Annotated in this window: 16 protein-coding genes; 10 read left to right on the forward strand and 6 right to left on the reverse strand. The window is 57.4% G+C overall.

Going from position 1 to position 18,298, the window contains the following annotated elements; translation table 11 throughout:
• Window positions 1-130 precede the first annotated feature (130 nt).
• Complete coding sequence (locus EPK99_RS01515; protein ID WP_128440864.1) at window positions 131-1,417, forward strand: D-tagatose-bisphosphate aldolase, class II, non-catalytic subunit; 1,287 nt, start codon at window positions 131-133, stop codon at window positions 1,415-1,417.
• Between the two features lie 131 nt (window positions 1,418-1,548).
• Here the strand turns inward: EPK99_RS01515 and EPK99_RS25195 are convergent, their stop codons facing one another.
• Window positions 1,549-1,764, reverse strand: coding sequence for a hypothetical protein (locus EPK99_RS25195; RefSeq protein ID WP_164901661.1), 216 nt, complete (start codon window positions 1,762-1,764; stop codon window positions 1,549-1,551).
• A gap of 132 nt (window positions 1,765-1,896) precedes the next feature.
• Here EPK99_RS25195 and EPK99_RS01525 point away from each other — a divergent pair, with 132 nt between their 5' ends.
• The 7 genes from EPK99_RS01525 (at window position 1,897) to EPK99_RS01555 (ending at window position 9,508) form a co-directional block, all read left to right on the forward strand.
• A complete protein-coding gene (locus EPK99_RS01525; RefSeq protein WP_128440865.1) occupies window positions 1,897-2,811 on the forward strand; it encodes a homocysteine S-methyltransferase family protein in 915 nt (304 codons plus the stop codon).
• Between the two features lie 440 nt (window positions 2,812-3,251).
• On the forward strand, window positions 3,252-3,761 hold the full coding sequence (locus EPK99_RS01530) for a MarR family winged helix-turn-helix transcriptional regulator (RefSeq protein WP_128440866.1): 510 nt from the start codon (window positions 3,252-3,254) through the stop codon (window positions 3,759-3,761).
• Entirely contained in the window at window positions 3,758-4,456 is a 699-nt protein-coding gene (locus EPK99_RS01535; RefSeq protein ID WP_128440867.1) for an SDR family NAD(P)-dependent oxidoreductase, read from the forward strand. Before EPK99_RS01530 ends, EPK99_RS01535 begins: the two co-directional genes overlap by 4 nt.
• Window positions 4,456-5,787 carry an NAD(P)/FAD-dependent oxidoreductase gene (locus EPK99_RS01540; protein ID WP_128440868.1) on the forward strand — a complete coding sequence of 444 codons (1,332 nt, stop codon included), beginning with the start codon at window positions 4,456-4,458 and terminating at the stop codon, window positions 5,785-5,787. Before EPK99_RS01535 ends, EPK99_RS01540 begins: the two co-directional genes overlap by 1 nt.
• 83 nt (window positions 5,788-5,870) lie before the next feature.
• Window positions 5,871-7,538, forward strand: a complete 1,668-nt coding sequence (locus EPK99_RS01545) for a peptide ABC transporter substrate-binding protein (RefSeq protein WP_128440869.1) — start codon at window positions 5,871-5,873, stop codon at window positions 7,536-7,538.
• Window positions 7,539-7,623: 85 nt separating this feature from the next.
• Window positions 7,624-8,574 carry an ABC transporter permease gene (locus EPK99_RS01550; protein ID WP_128440870.1) on the forward strand — a complete coding sequence of 317 codons (951 nt, stop codon included), beginning with the start codon at window positions 7,624-7,626 and terminating at the stop codon, window positions 8,572-8,574.
• A 46-nt stretch (window positions 8,575-8,620) separates the two neighbouring features.
• Window positions 8,621-9,508 (forward strand): ABC transporter permease, encoded by an 888-nt coding sequence (locus EPK99_RS01555; protein WP_128440871.1) that lies wholly within the window; start codon window positions 8,621-8,623, stop codon window positions 9,506-9,508.
• Between the two features lie 177 nt (window positions 9,509-9,685).
• Here the strand turns inward: EPK99_RS01555 and EPK99_RS01560 are convergent, their stop codons facing one another.
• The 5 genes from EPK99_RS01560 to EPK99_RS01580 form a co-directional block, all read right to left on the reverse strand.
• The gene (locus EPK99_RS01560; RefSeq protein WP_164901662.1) at window positions 9,686-12,301 is read right to left on the reverse strand and encodes a PAS domain S-box protein; all 2,616 of its coding nucleotides are present in this window, start codon (window positions 12,299-12,301) and stop codon (window positions 9,686-9,688) included.
• 22 nt (window positions 12,302-12,323) lie between these two features.
• Window positions 12,324-12,767, reverse strand: coding sequence for a response regulator (locus tag EPK99_RS01565; protein ID WP_128440873.1), 444 nt, complete (start codon window positions 12,765-12,767; stop codon window positions 12,324-12,326).
• A 238-nt stretch (window positions 12,768-13,005) separates the two neighbouring features.
• Window positions 13,006-13,575: a hypothetical protein gene (locus tag EPK99_RS01570; RefSeq protein ID WP_128440874.1), complete on the reverse strand. Its 570-nt coding sequence runs from the start codon at window positions 13,573-13,575 to the stop codon at window positions 13,006-13,008.
• Between the two features lie 123 nt (window positions 13,576-13,698).
• Window positions 13,699-14,367 (reverse strand): transcriptional regulator, encoded by a 669-nt coding sequence (locus EPK99_RS01575; RefSeq protein WP_128440875.1) that lies wholly within the window; start codon window positions 14,365-14,367, stop codon window positions 13,699-13,701.
• 264 nt (window positions 14,368-14,631) lie between these two features.
• Complete coding sequence (locus EPK99_RS01580; protein ID WP_128440876.1) at window positions 14,632-15,027, reverse strand: winged helix-turn-helix transcriptional regulator; 396 nt, start codon at window positions 15,025-15,027, stop codon at window positions 14,632-14,634.
• Between the two features lie 117 nt (window positions 15,028-15,144).
• On the opposite strand from EPK99_RS01580, the gene EPK99_RS01585 reads away from it, so the two are divergent.
• Together EPK99_RS01585 and EPK99_RS01590 are read left to right on the forward strand one after the other, a co-directional pair.
• Window positions 15,145-16,161, forward strand: a complete 1,017-nt coding sequence (locus EPK99_RS01585) for a zinc-binding alcohol dehydrogenase family protein (protein WP_128440877.1) — start codon at window positions 15,145-15,147, stop codon at window positions 16,159-16,161.
• Window positions 16,162-16,500: 339 nt separating this feature from the next.
• Window positions 16,501-18,237, forward strand: a complete 1,737-nt coding sequence (locus tag EPK99_RS01590; RefSeq protein ID WP_128440878.1) for a methyl-accepting chemotaxis protein — start codon at window positions 16,501-16,503, stop codon at window positions 18,235-18,237.
• The last annotated feature ends 61 nt before the right edge of the window (window positions 18,238-18,298 follow it).

An 18,298-nucleotide genomic window follows, 5' to 3' on the forward strand; every position in this document is an offset into this window, starting at 1 on the left:
TTTTCATGGTCTCATCATGCGCTGAATGCGATCACTGTCAATCTTAAAAATGATTGATTGTGATCATAATAAGCAATATCGTTGAGCCAACACGATTTTATTGATCGGCCAAATTGATAGGGAGACAGGAATGAACGAGCCGAATTATCTCTTGGACATCGCCAGTTGGCACACTCGCTCCAGTGGCTTCCGAGCCATTCCCTCGATTTGCTCCGCCCACCCCTTTGTCATCGAGGCCGCGATGCGGCATGCCCTGAAGACCGGCTCCCCTCTGCTGATCGAAGCGACCTGCAACCAAGTCAATCAGGAGGGAGGATATACGGGGATGACGCCGGCCGATTTCCGCCGATTCACCGAGCAGATAGCGGCTCGCACCGGCTTTCCCATGAAAGATCTGATCCTTGGCGGCGACCATCTCGGCCCCAATCCCTGGAAGTCGCTGCCAGCGGATGAGGCCATGGACAAGGCCTGCGACATGATCCGCGCCTATGCCGCTGCAGGCTTTACGAAACTGCATCTCGACGCCAGCATGGGATGCCTAGGTGAACCGATCGCACTTGCAGACGAATTGACAGCGTCACGCGCCTCACGTTTGGCGGCTGCGGCCGAAAATGCGCTGGATGGATTGGAAGGCATCAAGCCGGTCTATATCATCGGAACTGAGGTGCCGATCCCAGGTGGCGCGATGGAAGAACTTGATATTCTCGAAGTCACAAAACCCGAGGCAGTACTCCGCACCGTCGATATCCATGCGCAAGCCTTCGAGGCGGCGGGCGTGGAGAGCGCATTTGCCCGCGTCATCGGTGTTGTGGTTCAACCTGGCGTCGAGTTTGGCAACCACAATGTCATCCCATATGCACCGGAAAAGGCGCGCGCGCTCAGCGAAAGCCTCGATCACCTTCCCAATTTCGTCTTCGAAGCTCATTCCACCGATTATCAGACGCGGGAGGCGCTACGTCAGTTGGTCCTCGATGGCTTCGCCATCCTGAAAGTCGGGCCGGGCCTCACCTTTGCCTTGCGCGAAGCGCTCTACGGGCTCGACCAGATCGCCGGCTTCCTCTTTCCCGAGGTACGTGGAACGACACTGGTCGCAACGACCGAACGGGTAATGATAGAGCAGCCGAGTCACTGGGACAAATATTACCACGGCAACCCGGCCGAGCAGCACCTGCAGCGGCACTACTCCTACAGCGATCGTATTCGCTACTACTGGCCGGAGGCGGAGATCGCCAAAGCCGTTTCAGATTTGCTTGCCGTCTTCGACGGGCAAGTCATTCCAGAGACATTGGTCAGCCAACATTTGCGCGCTCTTTACCCCGGGGTTCGTGCCGGCCGGATCCAGCCGACCGCGCAAGGACTGATCATAGGGGCAATCGAACTTGTACTCGATGATTATTTCGAAGCCTGCGTCTCTTGAAGAGAACTGACCCTGGCTCCTTCGTCTACGCAGACGTAATTTCCGCGTGGACGTCGAAGTTGCGTCTCTGGCGCCTTGATGTAAATCGAGCCCGCCGCGCTTAAATCTGGACGCTTAGCGATTGAAGATCATCATTTCCTCAGTTGCGGCATTAATGGCTGGCTCGCGGCTGAGCTTGGCATCCCGGTGAGCTTAGTAATACCTTTCTGGAAGTTGGCGTTCACATGGCCGTCGCGCTCCCAGAGGTTGAATGGCTCGAATACTCGCTTCAGAATTTCGACCATCTCGTAGAGCAGCCGATCGAAATACGCGACGGCTTTGCCTACGCGCCAGATCGCCTTGAGCATGGCCTTGTTCTGAGCGAGGAGGCGCGCAAAGATTGGTCTCGCCCAAGGCGTCTGGATCTGTCCGAGTTGGGGCCTGCGCCCTTCAATCCACGGCTATAGGCGAGAACGAGATGACAGTTGAGGAATAACAGCATGACGAAGCGTGGACTTATCCTGGATGGCGGCACCGGCCGCGAACTCGAGCGTATCGGCGCTCCTTTCCGTCAGCCGGAATGGTCGGCGCTTGCGTTGATGGAGGCACCGGAATTCGTCCGCACGGTGCATGACAACTATATTGGCGCCGGCGCCGACATCATTACCACCAACAGCTATGCCGTGGTTCCCTTCCATATCGGCGACGCCCGTTTCGAGGCCGACGGCGAAATGCTCGCGGTCCGCGCCGGGCGCATCGCCCGCGAAGCCGCCGACGCCTCGACGGATCGCAAGATCCTTGTCGCCGGTTCGCTTCCGCCTATCTTCGGATCCTATCAGCCTGACCTGTTCAATCCGAAGCTTGCCGGTCGCTATCTCGATATTCTGGTGAAGGGGATGGCGCCATCCATCGATCTCTGGCTTGCCGAAACCCAAAGCAGCCTTGCGGAAGCGCGCGCCGCCCATCAAGCGACGAAAGACACCGGCAAGCCGCTCTGGATTTCCTTCACGCTTCGCGACGACGCCGCGACCTCCGACATGCCGGAGCCGCTGTTACGATCGAACGAGACCGTCAAGGCCGCCGCCGAACTGGCCGCATCGCTGGGCGCAGAAGCAATGCTGTTCAACTGCAGCATGCCGGAAGTGATGGAGGCTGCCATCAGCACGGCCCGATCGACCTTCACGGCGATCGGCATCGACATCCCGCTCGGCGTTTATGCAAACGCCTTTCCCTCCCAGCAAGGCGACGAGGAAGCCAACGCGACGCTGAGTGAAATCCGAGAAGACCTTGATCCGGTCGCTTATGGAGCATGGGCTGCGCGCTGGGTCGCATCCGGCGCCAGCATCATCGGCGGTTGCTGCGGGATCGGCACGGACCACATTCACAGGCTTTCGGGCGAATATCGCTGCGCGTGATGTCAATAGCACACCGGTATCATCGGCTTGATCCCTGCCTTGAGTGATCCAAGGCATCACCAGCTAGCCCCCTGGCAGGATATCGACCATCCCAGCATGATTAGTCCATCCTCGTCGGCTCGATGGGAAACTCGTTCCCAATTCCAGTTCAACTGGTGCGCACCGATCAAGCGCTTAATTTTGATGCAGGTTAAATCGCCGCAAGATTTTTTTGCAGATAAACAAAAACATAGTTGCAAACGTCCACTACTCGGCTTTTAATGCTTGCGAGGGCAGCGTGGAATGGAGATCTTCCGCCGATCTGTCATCAACTGCCGATCGTGAAGACGGACTAAAGCCGCTCCGGCGGATTCATAAATACTAGTCGATCTGAATACTGAAGATCCAATCCTGGCGAGGCTTGCGTCGCCGGATGGAGTCGGCTGACTTTCGAGGTATCGATGACGCACGAAACCACATCAGCACGCAGCATTACGGTCGCCAATGCCGGATTGGACGTCCTTGAGCATGTTTTAAGCTATTATATCCGCACGCTTAATATTGCTGTGTCCAGGGATCTCGACGACAAGCTCGAAGGGCTTGAAGTGGCCAAAGGAACTGGCAAGATCACCACCCTGCTTCTGGTCGATCGCCACCCCGGCATACGCCCCTCGGTGATTGCGCAGCTGATCCTGCGTGATCGCTCAGCCATGGTCCGCCTCGTCGATCACATGGAGGAAGACGGCCTGTTGACCCGAAAGGCTGACGAGCAGGACAACCGAGCGCAGGGCCTGTTCATCAGCCACAAGGGCAAGCAACTGGCGGCGCAAATCCGGCCGATCGTGGTGAAACAATCGAGAGACTTCTTCTCCGACATAACGGACCAGGAGCACCGGATGCTGACTTCCATACTCGAGCGCACCTATCGGCGCATCGCCGGCTTGAACGGGAATGGAGAGACCGGCAGATGAAGGAAAGTAAGTGTGTTCTGATCTCCGGCGCCGGCCGCGGCATTGGGCTTTCCGTGGCAAGAGCCTTCGCCGCCAAAGGCTGGAGCCTTTCACTCGGCATGCGCAATCCAATATTGCCGGACTGGGCATCCGCTACCGAGCATCAGGCTGTCTTCTATGACGCTACCGATCCGCATAGCGCAGCATCTTGGACGCATGAGGCAATGGCTCGGTTTGGCCGTATCGATGCGGTGGTCGCCAACGCCGGTATTGCAAGCCAGAAAACAGTGATCGAGGCGGAGGACGATGACATCGACGCGCTTTTGACCGTCAATGTGAAAGCTCCGCGTCAGCTGGTGAAAGCAGCCTGGGATCCGCTTTCCCGCAGCGGTCAAGGGCGGGTTTTCATCATTGCCTCCTTATCCGGTAAGCGCGTGAAATCCGCTGGCTCCGGCGCCTATGCCGTCTCCAAATTCGCGGCAGTCGGACTGGCGCATGCCATTCGCCATGCAGGCTTCGCGGTTGGTATCCGTGCGACCGCCGTCTGCCCCGGCTTTGTCGCGACGGATATGGCACGAGGGCTGACTGACCGCGACGATCGTCTGATGACTGATCCTGACGATATAGGGCGCATCGTCGCTATGCTCGCCTGCCTTCCGAACGAGGCTTCCGTTGCCGAATTCGCCATCAACTGCCAGCTGGAGGAATCCTTCTAATGCCCGGCCCTTACGTTGTTCCCGTTCATGGCGATGCGGAATTGCCCAAGGAAGTGGATGTCGTCGTTATTGGCGGGGGCATTATTGGAGCCTCGACAGCCCTTGAACTCGTTGAGCAAGGGCTACGCGTTGCACTTTGCGAAAAAGGCGGCATCGGGCATGAACAATCTAGCCGCAACTGGGGCTGGGTTCGCATCTCGCGGCGAGATCCGCGCGAAGTGCCGCTAATGGCGGAATCGTTGCGCATATGGGCCGATCTCAATCGCCGCACGGGCCGAGAGACCGGCTTCAAGCGAGCCGGCATCGTATTCACCTGCGCGACCGACGAAGCATTCGCCGATCACGAGCGTTGGAACAGAAACCTCGAAGGATACCAGATCGAGTCCCGAATGCTGAGCGCTGCAGAATTCAAGGCAAAGTTTCCAGGCTCGGAAATGAAGCTCGCCGGCGCACTTTATACAGCAGGTGATTGCCGTGCAGAGCCCCAGAGGGCAGCTCCTGCCATTGCCGAGGCCGCCCGGGACAAGGGTGCGCATATCCTTACCGAATGTGCGGTACGAGGCCTTCAGCTATCGGGCGGAAGCATTTCGGGCGTTGTCACCGAAAGGGGCGAGATCGCCTGCAAAGCAGTCGTTCTGGCAGGCGGCGCCTGGTCGAACCTGTTCATGGGCAATAACGGACTTGATTTGCCGCAGCTGAAGGTGATGAATTCGGTGATGCGTAGCGCACCGCTTGAGGGCGGTCCGGAGGAAGCCATCTGGGCGAGCGGCTTTGCCATCCGCAAACGGCTTGATGGTGGATATACTATTGCCGACGGCTTCCAGAATATGGTCGACATCGTGCCTTCCTCGTTTCGGTACGCGAAGGCTTTCATGCCCGCTTTCAAGCATGAATGGCGTTCTCTGCGGTTTAGGCTTGGCGGACGCTATTTTGACGAATTGCGCATACCGCGCCGCTGGTCGCTCGATGAAGCCTCGCCTTTCGAATACAACCGCGTGCTTGATCCTGTGCCATCCAAGGCTATGGCCGATGCAGCGCTTGCCCGCCTGAAGAGAGCTTTCCCTGTTTTCGAGAAGGTTGAAATCCTGCAGCGTTGGGCGGGGATGATCGACGTAACCCCGGATGCCATTCCGGTCATCGACGCCATCGGCGCTATCCCGGGTTTCCATCTCGCTACCGGCTTTTCCGGTCACGGCTTCGGCATAGGCCCGGCGGCAGGACGCCTGATGGCCGATATCGTTACCGGCCGACCAACCATCGTCGATCGACATGACTTCCGTTTCAGCCGCTTCACCGATGGCTCCAAGCTGGAACTAATCAGCGGCTTTTGAACCGCCGGACGACGGCCTGACATACGCCCCGGCAGAGGGCGAGCCATACAACGCAACACAACCAAATGAAGGGGATAAAGATAATGTCTGACGAGCAACACACCATTCTGACCCGTCCCACTCGTCGTCAGGCCCTTGGCCTGATGGCTCTTGGCGGTTCGGGGATCATGTTTTCCGGCCTGCCCGGCATCAGCCAGGCACTTGCCGCCTCCGGTAAGACCATAAGCGGCCAGCTGACCGTCGGCTTCTCCCAGGAACCGACTGTTTTCAATCCACATATGCCGCATATCGAAGTTGATGACGGTGTCCATTTCGCCCTTTACGACTCGCTTTTCAGCGTCGATCCGGAGGGCAAGTTCGTCCCGGGACTGGCGTCGCAGGTTCCGACTGTCGAAAATGGCGGCATTTCCGCGGACGGATTGCAATGGAAGATCAAACTGCGCGACGGCGTCAAATGGCACGACGGCAAGCCGTTCACGGCAGAGGACGTGAAGGCAACCCTTGAATTGCTGGTCGACGCCAATTTCCGCAGCTGGCGCAAAACAGGCCATGACCTGGTGCGCGATCTCACCGTGGTCTCGCCGACGGAAATCACCTGGCGCATGGAGAAGCCTTTCGCCCCCTACCCCTCGATCCTCGCTTCGACCTTCATTACGCCAAAACACCTTCTCTCCGCCACCGCTGACCCGAATAACGCACCGTTCAACAATGCGCCGATCGGTACGGGTCCGTTCAAATGGGTTGAACGGGTTGCTGGCGACCACATCCTGCTTGCCGGCAATCCGGACTATTATGGCGACGGTCCCTATATCGACAAGCTGATCTACAAATACGTTCCAGACCTCAACGTCATGTACACGCAGTTCAAGACCGGTGACATCGACGTGGTCGGCCTGCAATGGATCACGCCGGACCATTACGACGAGGCCAAGGCACTGGAAGGCAAAGTGGTCAATGTCGTGCCGGGCTCGACGGTCGAGTCCTTCACGTTCAACATGGAACGACCGCAATTCAAGGACCCGGCCGTGCGCGAGGCGCTGTATGCCGCGATCGACAAGCAATCCATCATCGACGCACTGTATTACGGTCTGCCGGCGCCGACGGAAAGCTACATGCCGCAGCAGTCCTTCTACTTCAATCCGAACCTTCCCAAGCATGCCTATGACATGGCCAAGGCGAAGGCTCTGCTGGATCAGGCAGGCTGGAAACCGGGCGCCGACGGCATACTGGCCAAGGACGGGACAAGACTTGCCTTCACCTGCTCGACCACTGCCGGCAATCACATCCGCGAACAGGTGCAACAATATATCCAGCAGTCGTTCAAGGAACTGGGCGTGGAAATGACGATTTCCAACCTGCCACCGGCGGTAATGTGGGGCGATTACTGGATGCTGTCCAAGTTCGATACGGTGATTGTCGGGCTCGATTTCCTAACCGGCTCCGATCCCGACACGTCCGACTATTTCCGCTCGACTTCGAGCGGCGCCAAGGGCGGCTCCGGGCAGAACAACTGGCAATATGCCAATCCCGAGGTGGATGCGTTGCTGACCAAGGGCGGAGAAATTTTCGTGCCCGAAGAGCGCAAGGCGGTTTATCTGAAGATCCAGGACATCATGCGCAAAGACCTGCCGTTCCTGCCGCTTTTCCAATATGCGACTGTTCGGGGGCATAAGCAGGGAATCGACAACGTCCTTGCGAACGTCAACGTGCGTATCGACACTTGGAACGTCGCCACCTGGCGTAGGGCATGAACGAAAGCGTCTTCGTTGACGTGATCAAGTACCTGCCGCCGGGAGTGCGGCAGGGCCTGTTTATAACGTGGTCCGGAGAATGGTCATGCTGAACTATCTCCTCAATCGACTGGGGCAGAGCCTTATCCTCCTTCTGCTCGTGTCGATCATTGGCTTTGCGGTCCTCAACCTTGCGCCTGGCGGTCCCTTGTCGCAATTTGCGCTGACTCCGGGAATGACGCGCGAGGCGATGGACCGGATCGCCCATCAGATGGGTCTCGATCGGCCCCTCCCGATCCAGTACTTGGACTGGATCTGGCGCCTTCTGCAGGGAGATTGGGGGAAGTCCTACCGGGACCAGCAGCCAGTGCTGCAGATCATCTCGGGCCACCTCTTTGCGACCTTGCTTCTGATGGGTACGTCGATGGTAATCTCGATCCTGCTTGGCACCTGGATCGGCATTCGGGGCGCCACCAAGCGGTATTCCCTTTTCGATTACACCACGAGCGTAGCTGCGATGGTGGCGCTGTCTATCCCGACCTTCTGGTTCGGGATGATTGCCATCTATGTTTTCGCATTGAGACTGAAATGGTTGCCCGCCGGAAGCATGTACACGATCGGCAACGAATCCTTCTCCGACTATGCCATCCATCTCGTCATGCCGAGCCTCGTGCTTGCGCTGGTCGATATCGCTGTCTGGAGCCGCTACATGCGCTCTGCCACGCTTGAGGTCATCAATCAGGACTTCATCCGCACTGCCCGCGCAAAGGGACTGAGCGAAGGAAAGGTCCTGATGAAGCATGTCGTGCGTAACGCGCTGATCCCGATGATCACGCTTGCCGGACTGCAGCTTCCGACGATATTGGGCGGCGCTCTGGTGACTGAAACCGTCTTTACCTGGCCGGGAATGGGACGGCTTTTCCTCGATAGTCTCGGATATCACGATTACCCAGTGGTAATGGGCCTTTTGATGTTTTCGGCCATCCTCGTTCTTGCCGGCAGCTTGATTGCCGACCTGTTCGTCGCCATCGCCGATCCGCGCGTGCGCCTGGGTTAGAAACGTTGTCCCGCGCTCACAACCGCAAGTTCCAAGGAGAATGCCGATGTCTTCCGCCACTCCTGCCCTCGATGTTTATGAACATCCCCGCTGGTGGAAGGACCGCACCTTGCGCCGGTTCATGCGAAACAGGCTTGCGGTGCTCGGCCTCGTTTCGATCACGCTCCTCGTACTCACTTGCGTGTTTGCGCCATACGTTCTGCCCTACGACGAACTTTTTATCGATCTGAGGGCACGCTTTGCCCCGCCCTTCACCGGCTACCACATTTTCGGGACCGATCCGCTCGGTCGCGATATTGCAGCGCGGCTTTTCAACGCCGGGCGCGTTTCGCTCATGGTTGGCTTCTTCGCCATGCTGATGTCGACCGCCCTCGGCACGCTGATCGGCATCGTTGCAGGCTATCGCGGCGGGATCGTCGGCACCGTACTGATGCGCATCGTAGATGCTTTTCTGTCTTTCCCGTCTATCTTCCTGTTGCTGGCGTTGGCAGCCTTCATCAAGCCAAGCCCCTTCATGATCACCGTCATCATCGCCCTGACCAGCTGGATGGAGGTGGCACGCATCGTCAACGCCGAGATCCGCTCCCTGCGCGAGAGAGATTTCGTTCTGGCAGCTCGCTCGCTCGGCTACCGCAGCCGAACAATCATGTTCAAGGAGCTTCTGCCCAATGCGATCGGTCCGATCATCGTCGCCGCCACGCTCACGGTTGCCCGGGCGATCCTGCTCGAAGCCTATGTCAGCTTCCTGGGATACGGGATACAACCGCCGTTGCCGAGCTGGGGCAATATGCTGAATGGCGCGCAGCAATATCTCGACAAGGCGCCATGGCTCGCCATCGTACCGGGTGTTGCTATCACGCTTGCGGTGGCCAGCTTCAACTTCATCGGCGACGGGCTACGCGATGCACTCGATGTCCGGAGCGATACCCTTTAGGGGTCGTGATGACGAGTTCATCGTGCTTCGAAATCTCGACAGCGCCGGCCACGAGCATGGAATCGAACCCGGCAGGTCGGATAACCATCAGCCTCGTAGGCCTGGGCCTTATCGCAAGGCCTTTCTGAATGGCGCTTTAAACAACCCCGACGCTTCACCCGTGTTTGTTGCCGCCAATCATGCTTGTCTTCCTGTCTTACGCCGCTTGATCGGCAGGTCAATGGTGCAGTGGAGATGGGTATCGGTCATCTCGTAGGTCGTTTTGGCGCCTAGCGTATACGGCAGCGCCTTCTCGATCAGCTCTCGGCCATAACCTGTCTTTTGAACGGTCTCCGTCAAGCGCGGTCCAGAAACCTCTTCCAACCAATCGACAAGAAGCCGCTTTTCGCCGTCCAATGTTTCGTAAGGAGCCCAAGATATCTTAAGGTTCCCGTCGTCGGTCGAGAGCGCGCCATATTTCCGGGCATTGGTTGCAAGCTCGTGGATCGCCAGGGCAAAGGTCTGGACGGTACTGTTTTTCAGGAGCACCTCAGGACCATCGACGGATACGCGGTGCGCGACGGAACCGAGCGCGGAGAGTTCCATTTCGGCCAGGGTTCCGATGGTGATTGGCTCCATTTCGGATCTCGAAAGCAACCCCTGCACACGCGATAGGGCCGACATCCTATCGGCGAACCTATCCATGAAATCCGGCGTAGGGCCGGTCTCACGCATTGTCTGCTCGGCAATCGAGCGGACGACGGCGATCAGGTTGCGCGTCCTATGCTGAAGCTCGGCAACCAGCGCGTTCTGTGTTTCTTCCCATCGTTTGCGGGCGGTGACATTCTGACCAATCTTCACGACGCCAGCAGTTCCCGTGTCTCCTGAAGGCAGCGGCCGCGCGAAACCTTCAATGAAAACGCGACTGCCGTCCTTGCGCATGTGCCATCTGACGTTTTCGGCAAAGCCGTCCTGAAGGGCCTTTCGCAATTCCGTCTCCGGCACCCCGGCAGCCCGATCTTCCGGGGTGTAGGTTATTGCCAGATCCTTGCCGACGATCTCTTCAGGCGTCCAACCGAAAACCGATTGCGCGCCGGGCGGCCAGTCTTCGACCTTCCCCTCTTCGTCGGTGGTGAATATGGCGTAATCGAGCGCGCTCTCGACGATCAGCCGATGACGCTCCTCGCTGCGCTGCAGGGCTGCGTTCGCGTGGTGTGCCGCCTTCTGGGCCATAATGCGTTCTGTAACATCCGCCGCCATCCCAAACCATTCTACAATATCGCCATCATCACCAAAAACAGGGATCGCGCGCGAAAACGTCCATCCTTCTGATCCGTCTGTCCGTCGGACACGGTGTTCCAGTTCAAATGGGCCGCGGTCTGCAATCGCCTTGTCGATGACGGCGCGGATCGACGCGTGGTCTTCCGGAAAGATGTAGTCGTCCATCCATCTAGCGCTTGGGCGCTCCCCATCGACAAGAAACCCGCGACCGAAAAGGTGGCGCATCTCCTGCCAGTCGGGATTGAGACTGTAGACGACGTCGGAACTCGCTTCGACCAGCGCCCTTATTTGCTCCTCGCTCTTCCGCAACGCCTCTTCGGCAAGCTTGCGAGGCTTGATGTCATGGAACAGGACCGCAACGCGGCAGTTTTCGGCGCCGCCAATCCTGAAGGCGTAGACATCATACCAACGCCCAAGAGCCGCTGCACGGTGCTCGAAGCGTTTCGGCTGGCCCGTTTTGGCTATATTGCCGTAAGTGTCGAACCAGAACTGCTCGTGCTTGGGGATCAGGGAGCGTGCAGACTTACCAACGGAGTCGATAAGTCCCGTCTGGCGGGCAAATGCCGGATTGATTTCGAGGAAGCGATAATCCGCCGCCTGACCACGCTCGTCGAAAATCACCTCGATGGTGCAGAAACCTTCGTCGATAGAATCGAACAGTACATGATACCGGTCCTCGCTCTCGCGCAGTGCTGCCTCGGCCACTTCGCCGCGAAGACGAAGTAGCTCCGCCTGCGCCACCTTGTCCGCTGTAATATCTCGGGTTGTCGTAGCGACACCGTCGCCAAGTTTCACAACAGACTGTAGGAACCACCCGTCGAACTGCTCATGCACGTAGTGATGTTCAGCTTGTTCGGGAACCCCGGTTTCCACCACACGCTTGAAAGCGTCGAAGATGTCTGCCTCGACCACGCCAGGATTGCGCTGCAGAAGGCTTTCGCCCCAAGCCGCACCGTACCGGTCTTCCGAGGTTTGGTTGTTGAGCGTCCAAACGAAGTCGATAATCTCGCGGCGATCGTTGCGAACAGCATCGAATACCTGGATCATGTCCGGGGAGCTGTCTATGACCCCTCTAAGGAAGTCACGGCTCGCCCTAAGCTCGGCCGTGCGTTTTTCGACCTGGCGCTCAAGCTCGGCCATGTGCCGGTTCCGGATATCGTCGGCCTGCTTGCGGTCATGTATATCGACGTTCATGCCGATCCACTTGCGGACAGTCCCATCTTCATCCAGCAGTGGCGTTGCGACACTGTTCGTCCACCGCCAGCCGTTCGTCACATGAAGGACGCGGAATTCCGTGTCCACGTAGCGCCCCGTGTGGATAGCTTCCCGCCATTGATGTTCCGTGTAGGCTCGGTCGTCAGGATGAACAGCGTCGAGCCAACCATAGCCAAGCATTTCCTCAAGGGTCTGACCTGTGAAGGCACGCCAGCTCTCGCTGTCATCGACGACATTGCCGAGTGTATCGGCTTCCCAAGTGACGTCGGCATACTTGTCGATAAGACGGTCGAAGCGTCCGCCTGTACCCCGGGGCAACCCTTCTCCAATCTCGGAGTTTCTAGCGATGTCGTCTTCCATATCCGCCTTCCCCGCCGGTGCCGTTCACTATAGCGGAAGTTGCGCTCGATTGCGCTGCTGGCACCAGCTGGGTTGGGCGACGAAACTTCTGTCCGCTTGCCATAACCAGTGCCAAGGCGATGGGTACGTCCTGGCCCACAAACGGCTTCAGATAGTGTCGAACGCGTTGAAAGCGCGATGGGATGATCTCTCGGTCATATCCTGTCAGAAAAAGGAAAGGGATACCCTCACTCAGTAGACGATCCGCCGCGGGGAACGAGGTTGCATCGCCAACTTTGACGTCAAGGATCGCAGCATCGATCAGGTTATGGCCCCAATACTGAAAACATTCCTCTAGAGCTGAAAAAGGTCCGACGACCTTTGCCCCATGCTCCATCAAAGTTCCCATAATGTCGCATGCTTGATCATAGTCGTCTTCGACCACGAGTGCTTTCTTCCCGACGAGCTCACATTGAAACATCGACTACAACTCCTTGCGCAGCTGCTAACCGCAAGTGCACCATGAAGTTCCCGTTGCGCGAGGCCACCACGCGCGCTGCCGGGTTATAGAGGAGTCATAAGAGGTGCGGGTTCAACCGGAACCTAAATCATGCAAGCTACAATCGGAACTCGCTTTAGCAAGTGCACCACAGGAGCTCGGTTATGAGCATGGACTGGCGTACTCAGCGTTCGAACCTCTCCAGCATCTTCTTTAATTGTGCATTTTGCAGTTGAAGTCTGCGGGACAGCTGTTCGCGGAGCGTCTTGATCTCGTCTTCGAGGCTCAGCTGTTCTTCCAAATATGTGGGAATGGCTGGAGACGTCTGCGCAACGACGTCAGATTCCCGAGCGGTCTTGCGGCTTCCGCGCACCTTCCGTGTTGTTCCCTGAGCAACCTGCGAAGGTGAACCGACGTCGTTCAAAATCGTGACTGCAGTATCAATGTCGCTGGAGGGGATGGGATTGACAGTTGGTTCAAACCCGGCGCTATCAACATTGTTCGCACCCTGGACATCGTTCCCCAACTCCGCAGGCTGCGCCAGTCCCGCCGAAGTCGCGTCATGTCGATCAGCGCTCTTTATTTCAGCAGGTATTGAGCCGTCAGGAGGGTTGGACGCGTTGTCATCGGCAGGTTCACTGAGTTCGGTGCTCGACGGAGCTTGTGGGCTTCCCTCGTCCGTCGAGGTTTCGTGTTCACCCTTATCCTGCCGCCTCGACGTCAGCCGAGCAAGAAAATTCCACCGTGACGCCATCTGCTATAAACCTTGTGTTCTACCTTGCACTCGGATTGGACAATCCGAGCTTTGCGGCGGAAGACCGCCACAAAATAAGGATCTAGGCGAGCACAGAATGCCTACCAGCACCCGAAGGCGTGATCAGTTGAGCTTGAGCCGCTTCCGCAGATCTGCATTTTCTGCACGAAGCTTCTCAGCCAGCAGCTTGCGCAGTCTCTGGTTTTCCTCTTCCAGCTGAAGAAGATCTGCGATCTCGTCGGTTGCGGAGACTGGTGCTTCTGCCGCTGCCTGCGCTGCCTTGCGGCCACGTTTTGCAGGTGCACTGACGACAACACCCTCATCTACACTCAGCTTTGGCTTACGCCCCCTCGTCTGCTTGCGGGGCTTGGCAGCTTCAGTACCTGATACGCCAGTTGCTTCCCCCAGCGCTGCTGCCGAAGCCGTTTTCTTGGCGCGGGGCTTACGCTGCTTCTTCGGAGCGTCGGGCTCAGCTACGGCGGAAGCCGGCGCACCGGTATCGGTTACTGTATTGTTTTCGTCGGCCATCATTATCTCCTGTGTCGCCAAGGCATTTGTCGGCTGATCGAGGGCCGCTGTCAACAACGGCGCTGCTTGATACTCTTCCGATAAAGAGACATCGTGGCTCGGTGCACCATCACGCGCGCCGGTGAGAAATGGCATCGCCTCTTCCTGCAGATCTCTTGTCACAGATTTGAGGTCCATGTCTCCCCAAATCGAGTTCGACTTGGGTCCAGGTTTTCTCCTGCCCGATTTGTACTCGATGGCAAAACCGCCCTGGATCTTTTTCACTTTACAATGCCCCGAAGTTTCCGCGGTGATGTATCGACGAAACGTCAGGATGGCAAGATGTTCGTATATATGGCGCAGCGGTGCATTATCCTGGCCTCACGGCGCATCTGCTTTTGTTCGTGACAGGCACTTCTAGCGGCACTTAAGAATGAGCCGCCCCTGCCGCGATACTTTTATTGACCTGAACAACAGTCATCAGGAATGGGGGCCGGGCACGGTCAGCACCGGAGCGATCCGAAACGCCATCGTTTCCTGTTGTAAGGCTCAGGCGGCTTCCAAGGCTGCCTCTTCTTCCGGCATGGCAACATACTTGAGGCCGTTCTCGCAGACGATATGTTGGTTGCCCCAACTCCGCAGCGCGGCGATGACCGGCTCGAGGCTCAAACCCAACGGCGTCAGCGCGTAATCGACGCGCGGGGGCACCACAGCAAACACCGTGCGCTGCAGAATGCCCGCCTCCTCCAGTTCCCGCAATTGCTTGGTTAGCATCCGCTGCGTCACAGAGGGAATTCGGCGCCGCAGCGCGTTGAAACGCAGCGTCCCCTCCTCTAGCAGATGATGAAGGATCACCCCCTTCCACTTGCCATCAAGGAAACTCAAGGTCGATTCGACAGGGCAGCCCGGGAAATTACCGGTCAGCTTTGCACGCGGCTTGGACATGACAAACTCCCTCTCACGGTATACTTTTCGGCACTATAGGCCAAAAATGTGCATTCTTGCTGAATGAAACCATAGGCGCCATGTATTGCCTACGCACCGCAAAGAAGGAGATTTCATATGCGCGCCGTCGGTTTCAATATGCCCCAGCCTATCACATCCGAAACCTCGCTGATCGACATCGAACTGCCCATGCCGGAAGCCAAGGGCCGCGATTTGCTCGTTGAGATCAAGGCCGTTTCGGTCAATCCGGTCGATACGAAGGTTCGCGCCTCGGCGCCGGTCGAGGCCGGGCAGCATCGTATCCTGGGGTATGATGCTGCCGGTATCGTCAAGGCTGTCGGGCCAGACGTAAAGCTCTTCAAGCCGGGCGACGAGGTTTATTACGCGGGTGCGATCAACCGCCCGGGCACCAATGCCGAATATCATCTCGTGGATGAACGGATCGTCGGGTTCAAGCCGAATACGCTGAGCTTCGAGGAGGCAGCCGCCCTGCCGCTCACCACCATCACCGCCTATGAAGCCCTCTTCCACCGTATGAAGATACAGGACAAGGTGGCCGGCGCTTGGAATGCCGTACTGATCATCGGCGGCGCAGGGGGCGTCGGCTCCATCGCGATCCAATTGCTACGCGAGCTGTCGGACGTCACGGTCATCGGCACCGGCTCGCGGCCGGAAACGCAGGACTGGATCCACTCGCTTGGCGCACATCATGCGCTGGATCATTCGAAGCCATTGGCAAAACAGTTGGCGGAATTAGCGATCGGTGCGCCGGCCTTCGTGTTTTCTACAACGCATACGGACGAGCACCTCAAGGACATACTGGAGCTGATCGCACCGCAGGGTCGGGTCTCGCTGATCGACGATCCGAAGGAACCGATTGACCTGCGGTCATTTAAGAGCAAGGCACTTTCGGTTCACTGGGAAATGATGTTTGCCCGGCCGGTTTGGCAGACGGGGGACATGATCGAGCAGCACAAGCTTCTCAACCATGTTGCAGAGTTGGTTGATGCGGGCAAGATCCGCACGACGCTTGATGAAACGCTCGGAACGATCAACGCCACAAACCTGAAAAAGGCGCACGCCCTGATCGAGAGCAACCGCACCAAAGGCAAGATCGTACTTTCGGGCTTTTAGGCTCCACCAAAAGGACCGCCGCGTGCGTCACGCCTTCTCTTCATGAACAAGCCTGGCAGATCAGGCTGCCGGGCTGTTAATATATGACTCAGGCCACCGAAGTGTGGCGCTCACTGTGATGCAGCGCGCCTAAACCATCACGCCTTAAAGTATCTACGCCAAAGAAATCATAGATAACAAATAGTCTAGAAGCATTTTAAAGTTTCTAAAATTTTAATTATCTATCTTTACTTTAACAGCATTAGCCAACGAAACGGCTGCATTCACGACGTCACCGACTCCGCAGTCCGGAGTCTACTGTGCCGCCGCCTAAACCGCTAATTAGAAGGTCATACTATAATGTTCGGAATGTCGCAAATTTCTCGAATGCAGACCAATTCGCTTAATCTGATCACGGCGAACATCATGATCGCGGACGTCAACCTGAACATTCGGTATATGAATGACGCGGTCAAGGATCTGCTGAAAGAAGCCGAGAGCGACCTGAAGAAAGAACTTCCGCGGTTTGACTTCGCCAAGCTGATCGGTAGCAATATCGACATCTTTCACAAGAATCCATCGCATCAGCGCAACATGCTTGCGGCACTCAAGACACAACACCGGGCAACGATCTGGGTCGGCCACCGAGCTTTCGACCTTATCGTCACGCCGCTGCGCGAGAACGACAAGACGAACGGTTTTGTGGTTGAGTGGGCAAACGCCAAAGATCGGCTGCAGAATCTGGACTACCTTGGACAGATGATTGCAATCAGCCGAGTTCAAGGCATCATTGAATTTACGACGGAAGGTGAGATCGTCACCGCAAACGATAATTTTCTTAAAACCATAGGCTATCGCCTCGAAGAGATCAAAGGACGCAACCATAGCATGATGGTTGAACCAGGCTATGCTCAATCGCCCGAGTACAAGGAGTTCTGGGACGCGTTGCGCCGAGGCGAGTTTCAAGCAGCCGAGTTTACCCGATATGGCAAAAACGGGAAAACCGTTGTTATCAGCGGCTCCTACAATCCCATTCTTGATGGCAGAGGGAAAGTCACCAAGGTCGTGAAGTTCGCTACCGACGTAACGGAACGCGTACACGCAGTGGATACGATAGGCGCTGCTCTAACAAAGCTCGCTCACGGAGATCTGTCGTTCAGCCTGGACGAACCCTTTGCTGCGGACTTCGAAGGACTACGGCGGACGATGAACGAAGCGCTCAGCCAGATGCGAAACACCCTCGGCGCCGTTGCACAATCGACCAGCCAGATCGATACTGGAACGCGGGAGATCAGCCAGAGTGCCGACGATCTTTCCAGACGCACGGAACAGCAGGCCGCTTCCCTTGAGGAGACCGCCGCAGCGCTTGACCAGATCACGGTGAACGTGGCTAACGCCTCCAAGCGAGCAGATGAGGCTCGACATGCAGCCGCAACAGCGAGTGAGAATGCGGAGCGTTCCGGCAAGGTCGTAGCAGACGCCGTCGGCGCAATGTCGCGCATCGAAAGCTCATCGAACCAGATCTCCAATATTATCGGCGTGATCGACGAGATCGCTTTCCAAACGAACCTTCTGGCGCTGAACGCCGGTGTCGAAGCTGCACGCGCTGGCGAGGCCGGGAAAGGGTTTGCTGTCGTCGCGCAAGAGGTACGCGAGCTTGCTCAACGATCGGCACAGGCCGCCAAGGAAATCAAGGATCTGATACGGAACTCGTCCGAGCAGGTCAGCACCGGCGTCAAGTTGGTCAGCGAGACCGGTGAGGCCCTTCAGACAATTCAGCAGAATATTGTTGCCGTCAACGACCACATGGAGGCGATTACCAGCTCCGCCAAGGAGCAGGCGACCGGCTTGTCCGAGGTCAATTCCGCGGTCAACCAGATGGACCAAGTGACGCAGCAGAATGCTGCGATGGTAGAAGAGACCAATGCCGCTAGCGCGACTCTTGCACAGGAAACGGCGCGCTTGCGCGAATTGATCGACGGTTTCCAGCTGGGGAATTCAATCGACAGCGGCCAACGCCAGGCGGGACTAGCGGATTCGCGCCACAGGTCGGCGGTGGCGCCCGCCCGCCCCATACGGGCCAGAGTAGCGCGTTGAATGTGAGCGGTATCAAGCTACGTTCGGAATTAGTTTTAGGCACGGCACGTCAACAAACAGT

This window comes from Neorhizobium lilium (assembly GCF_004053875.1).
In the GTDB taxonomy this organism is placed as follows: Bacteria; Pseudomonadota; Alphaproteobacteria; order Rhizobiales; family Rhizobiaceae; genus Neorhizobium; species Neorhizobium lilii.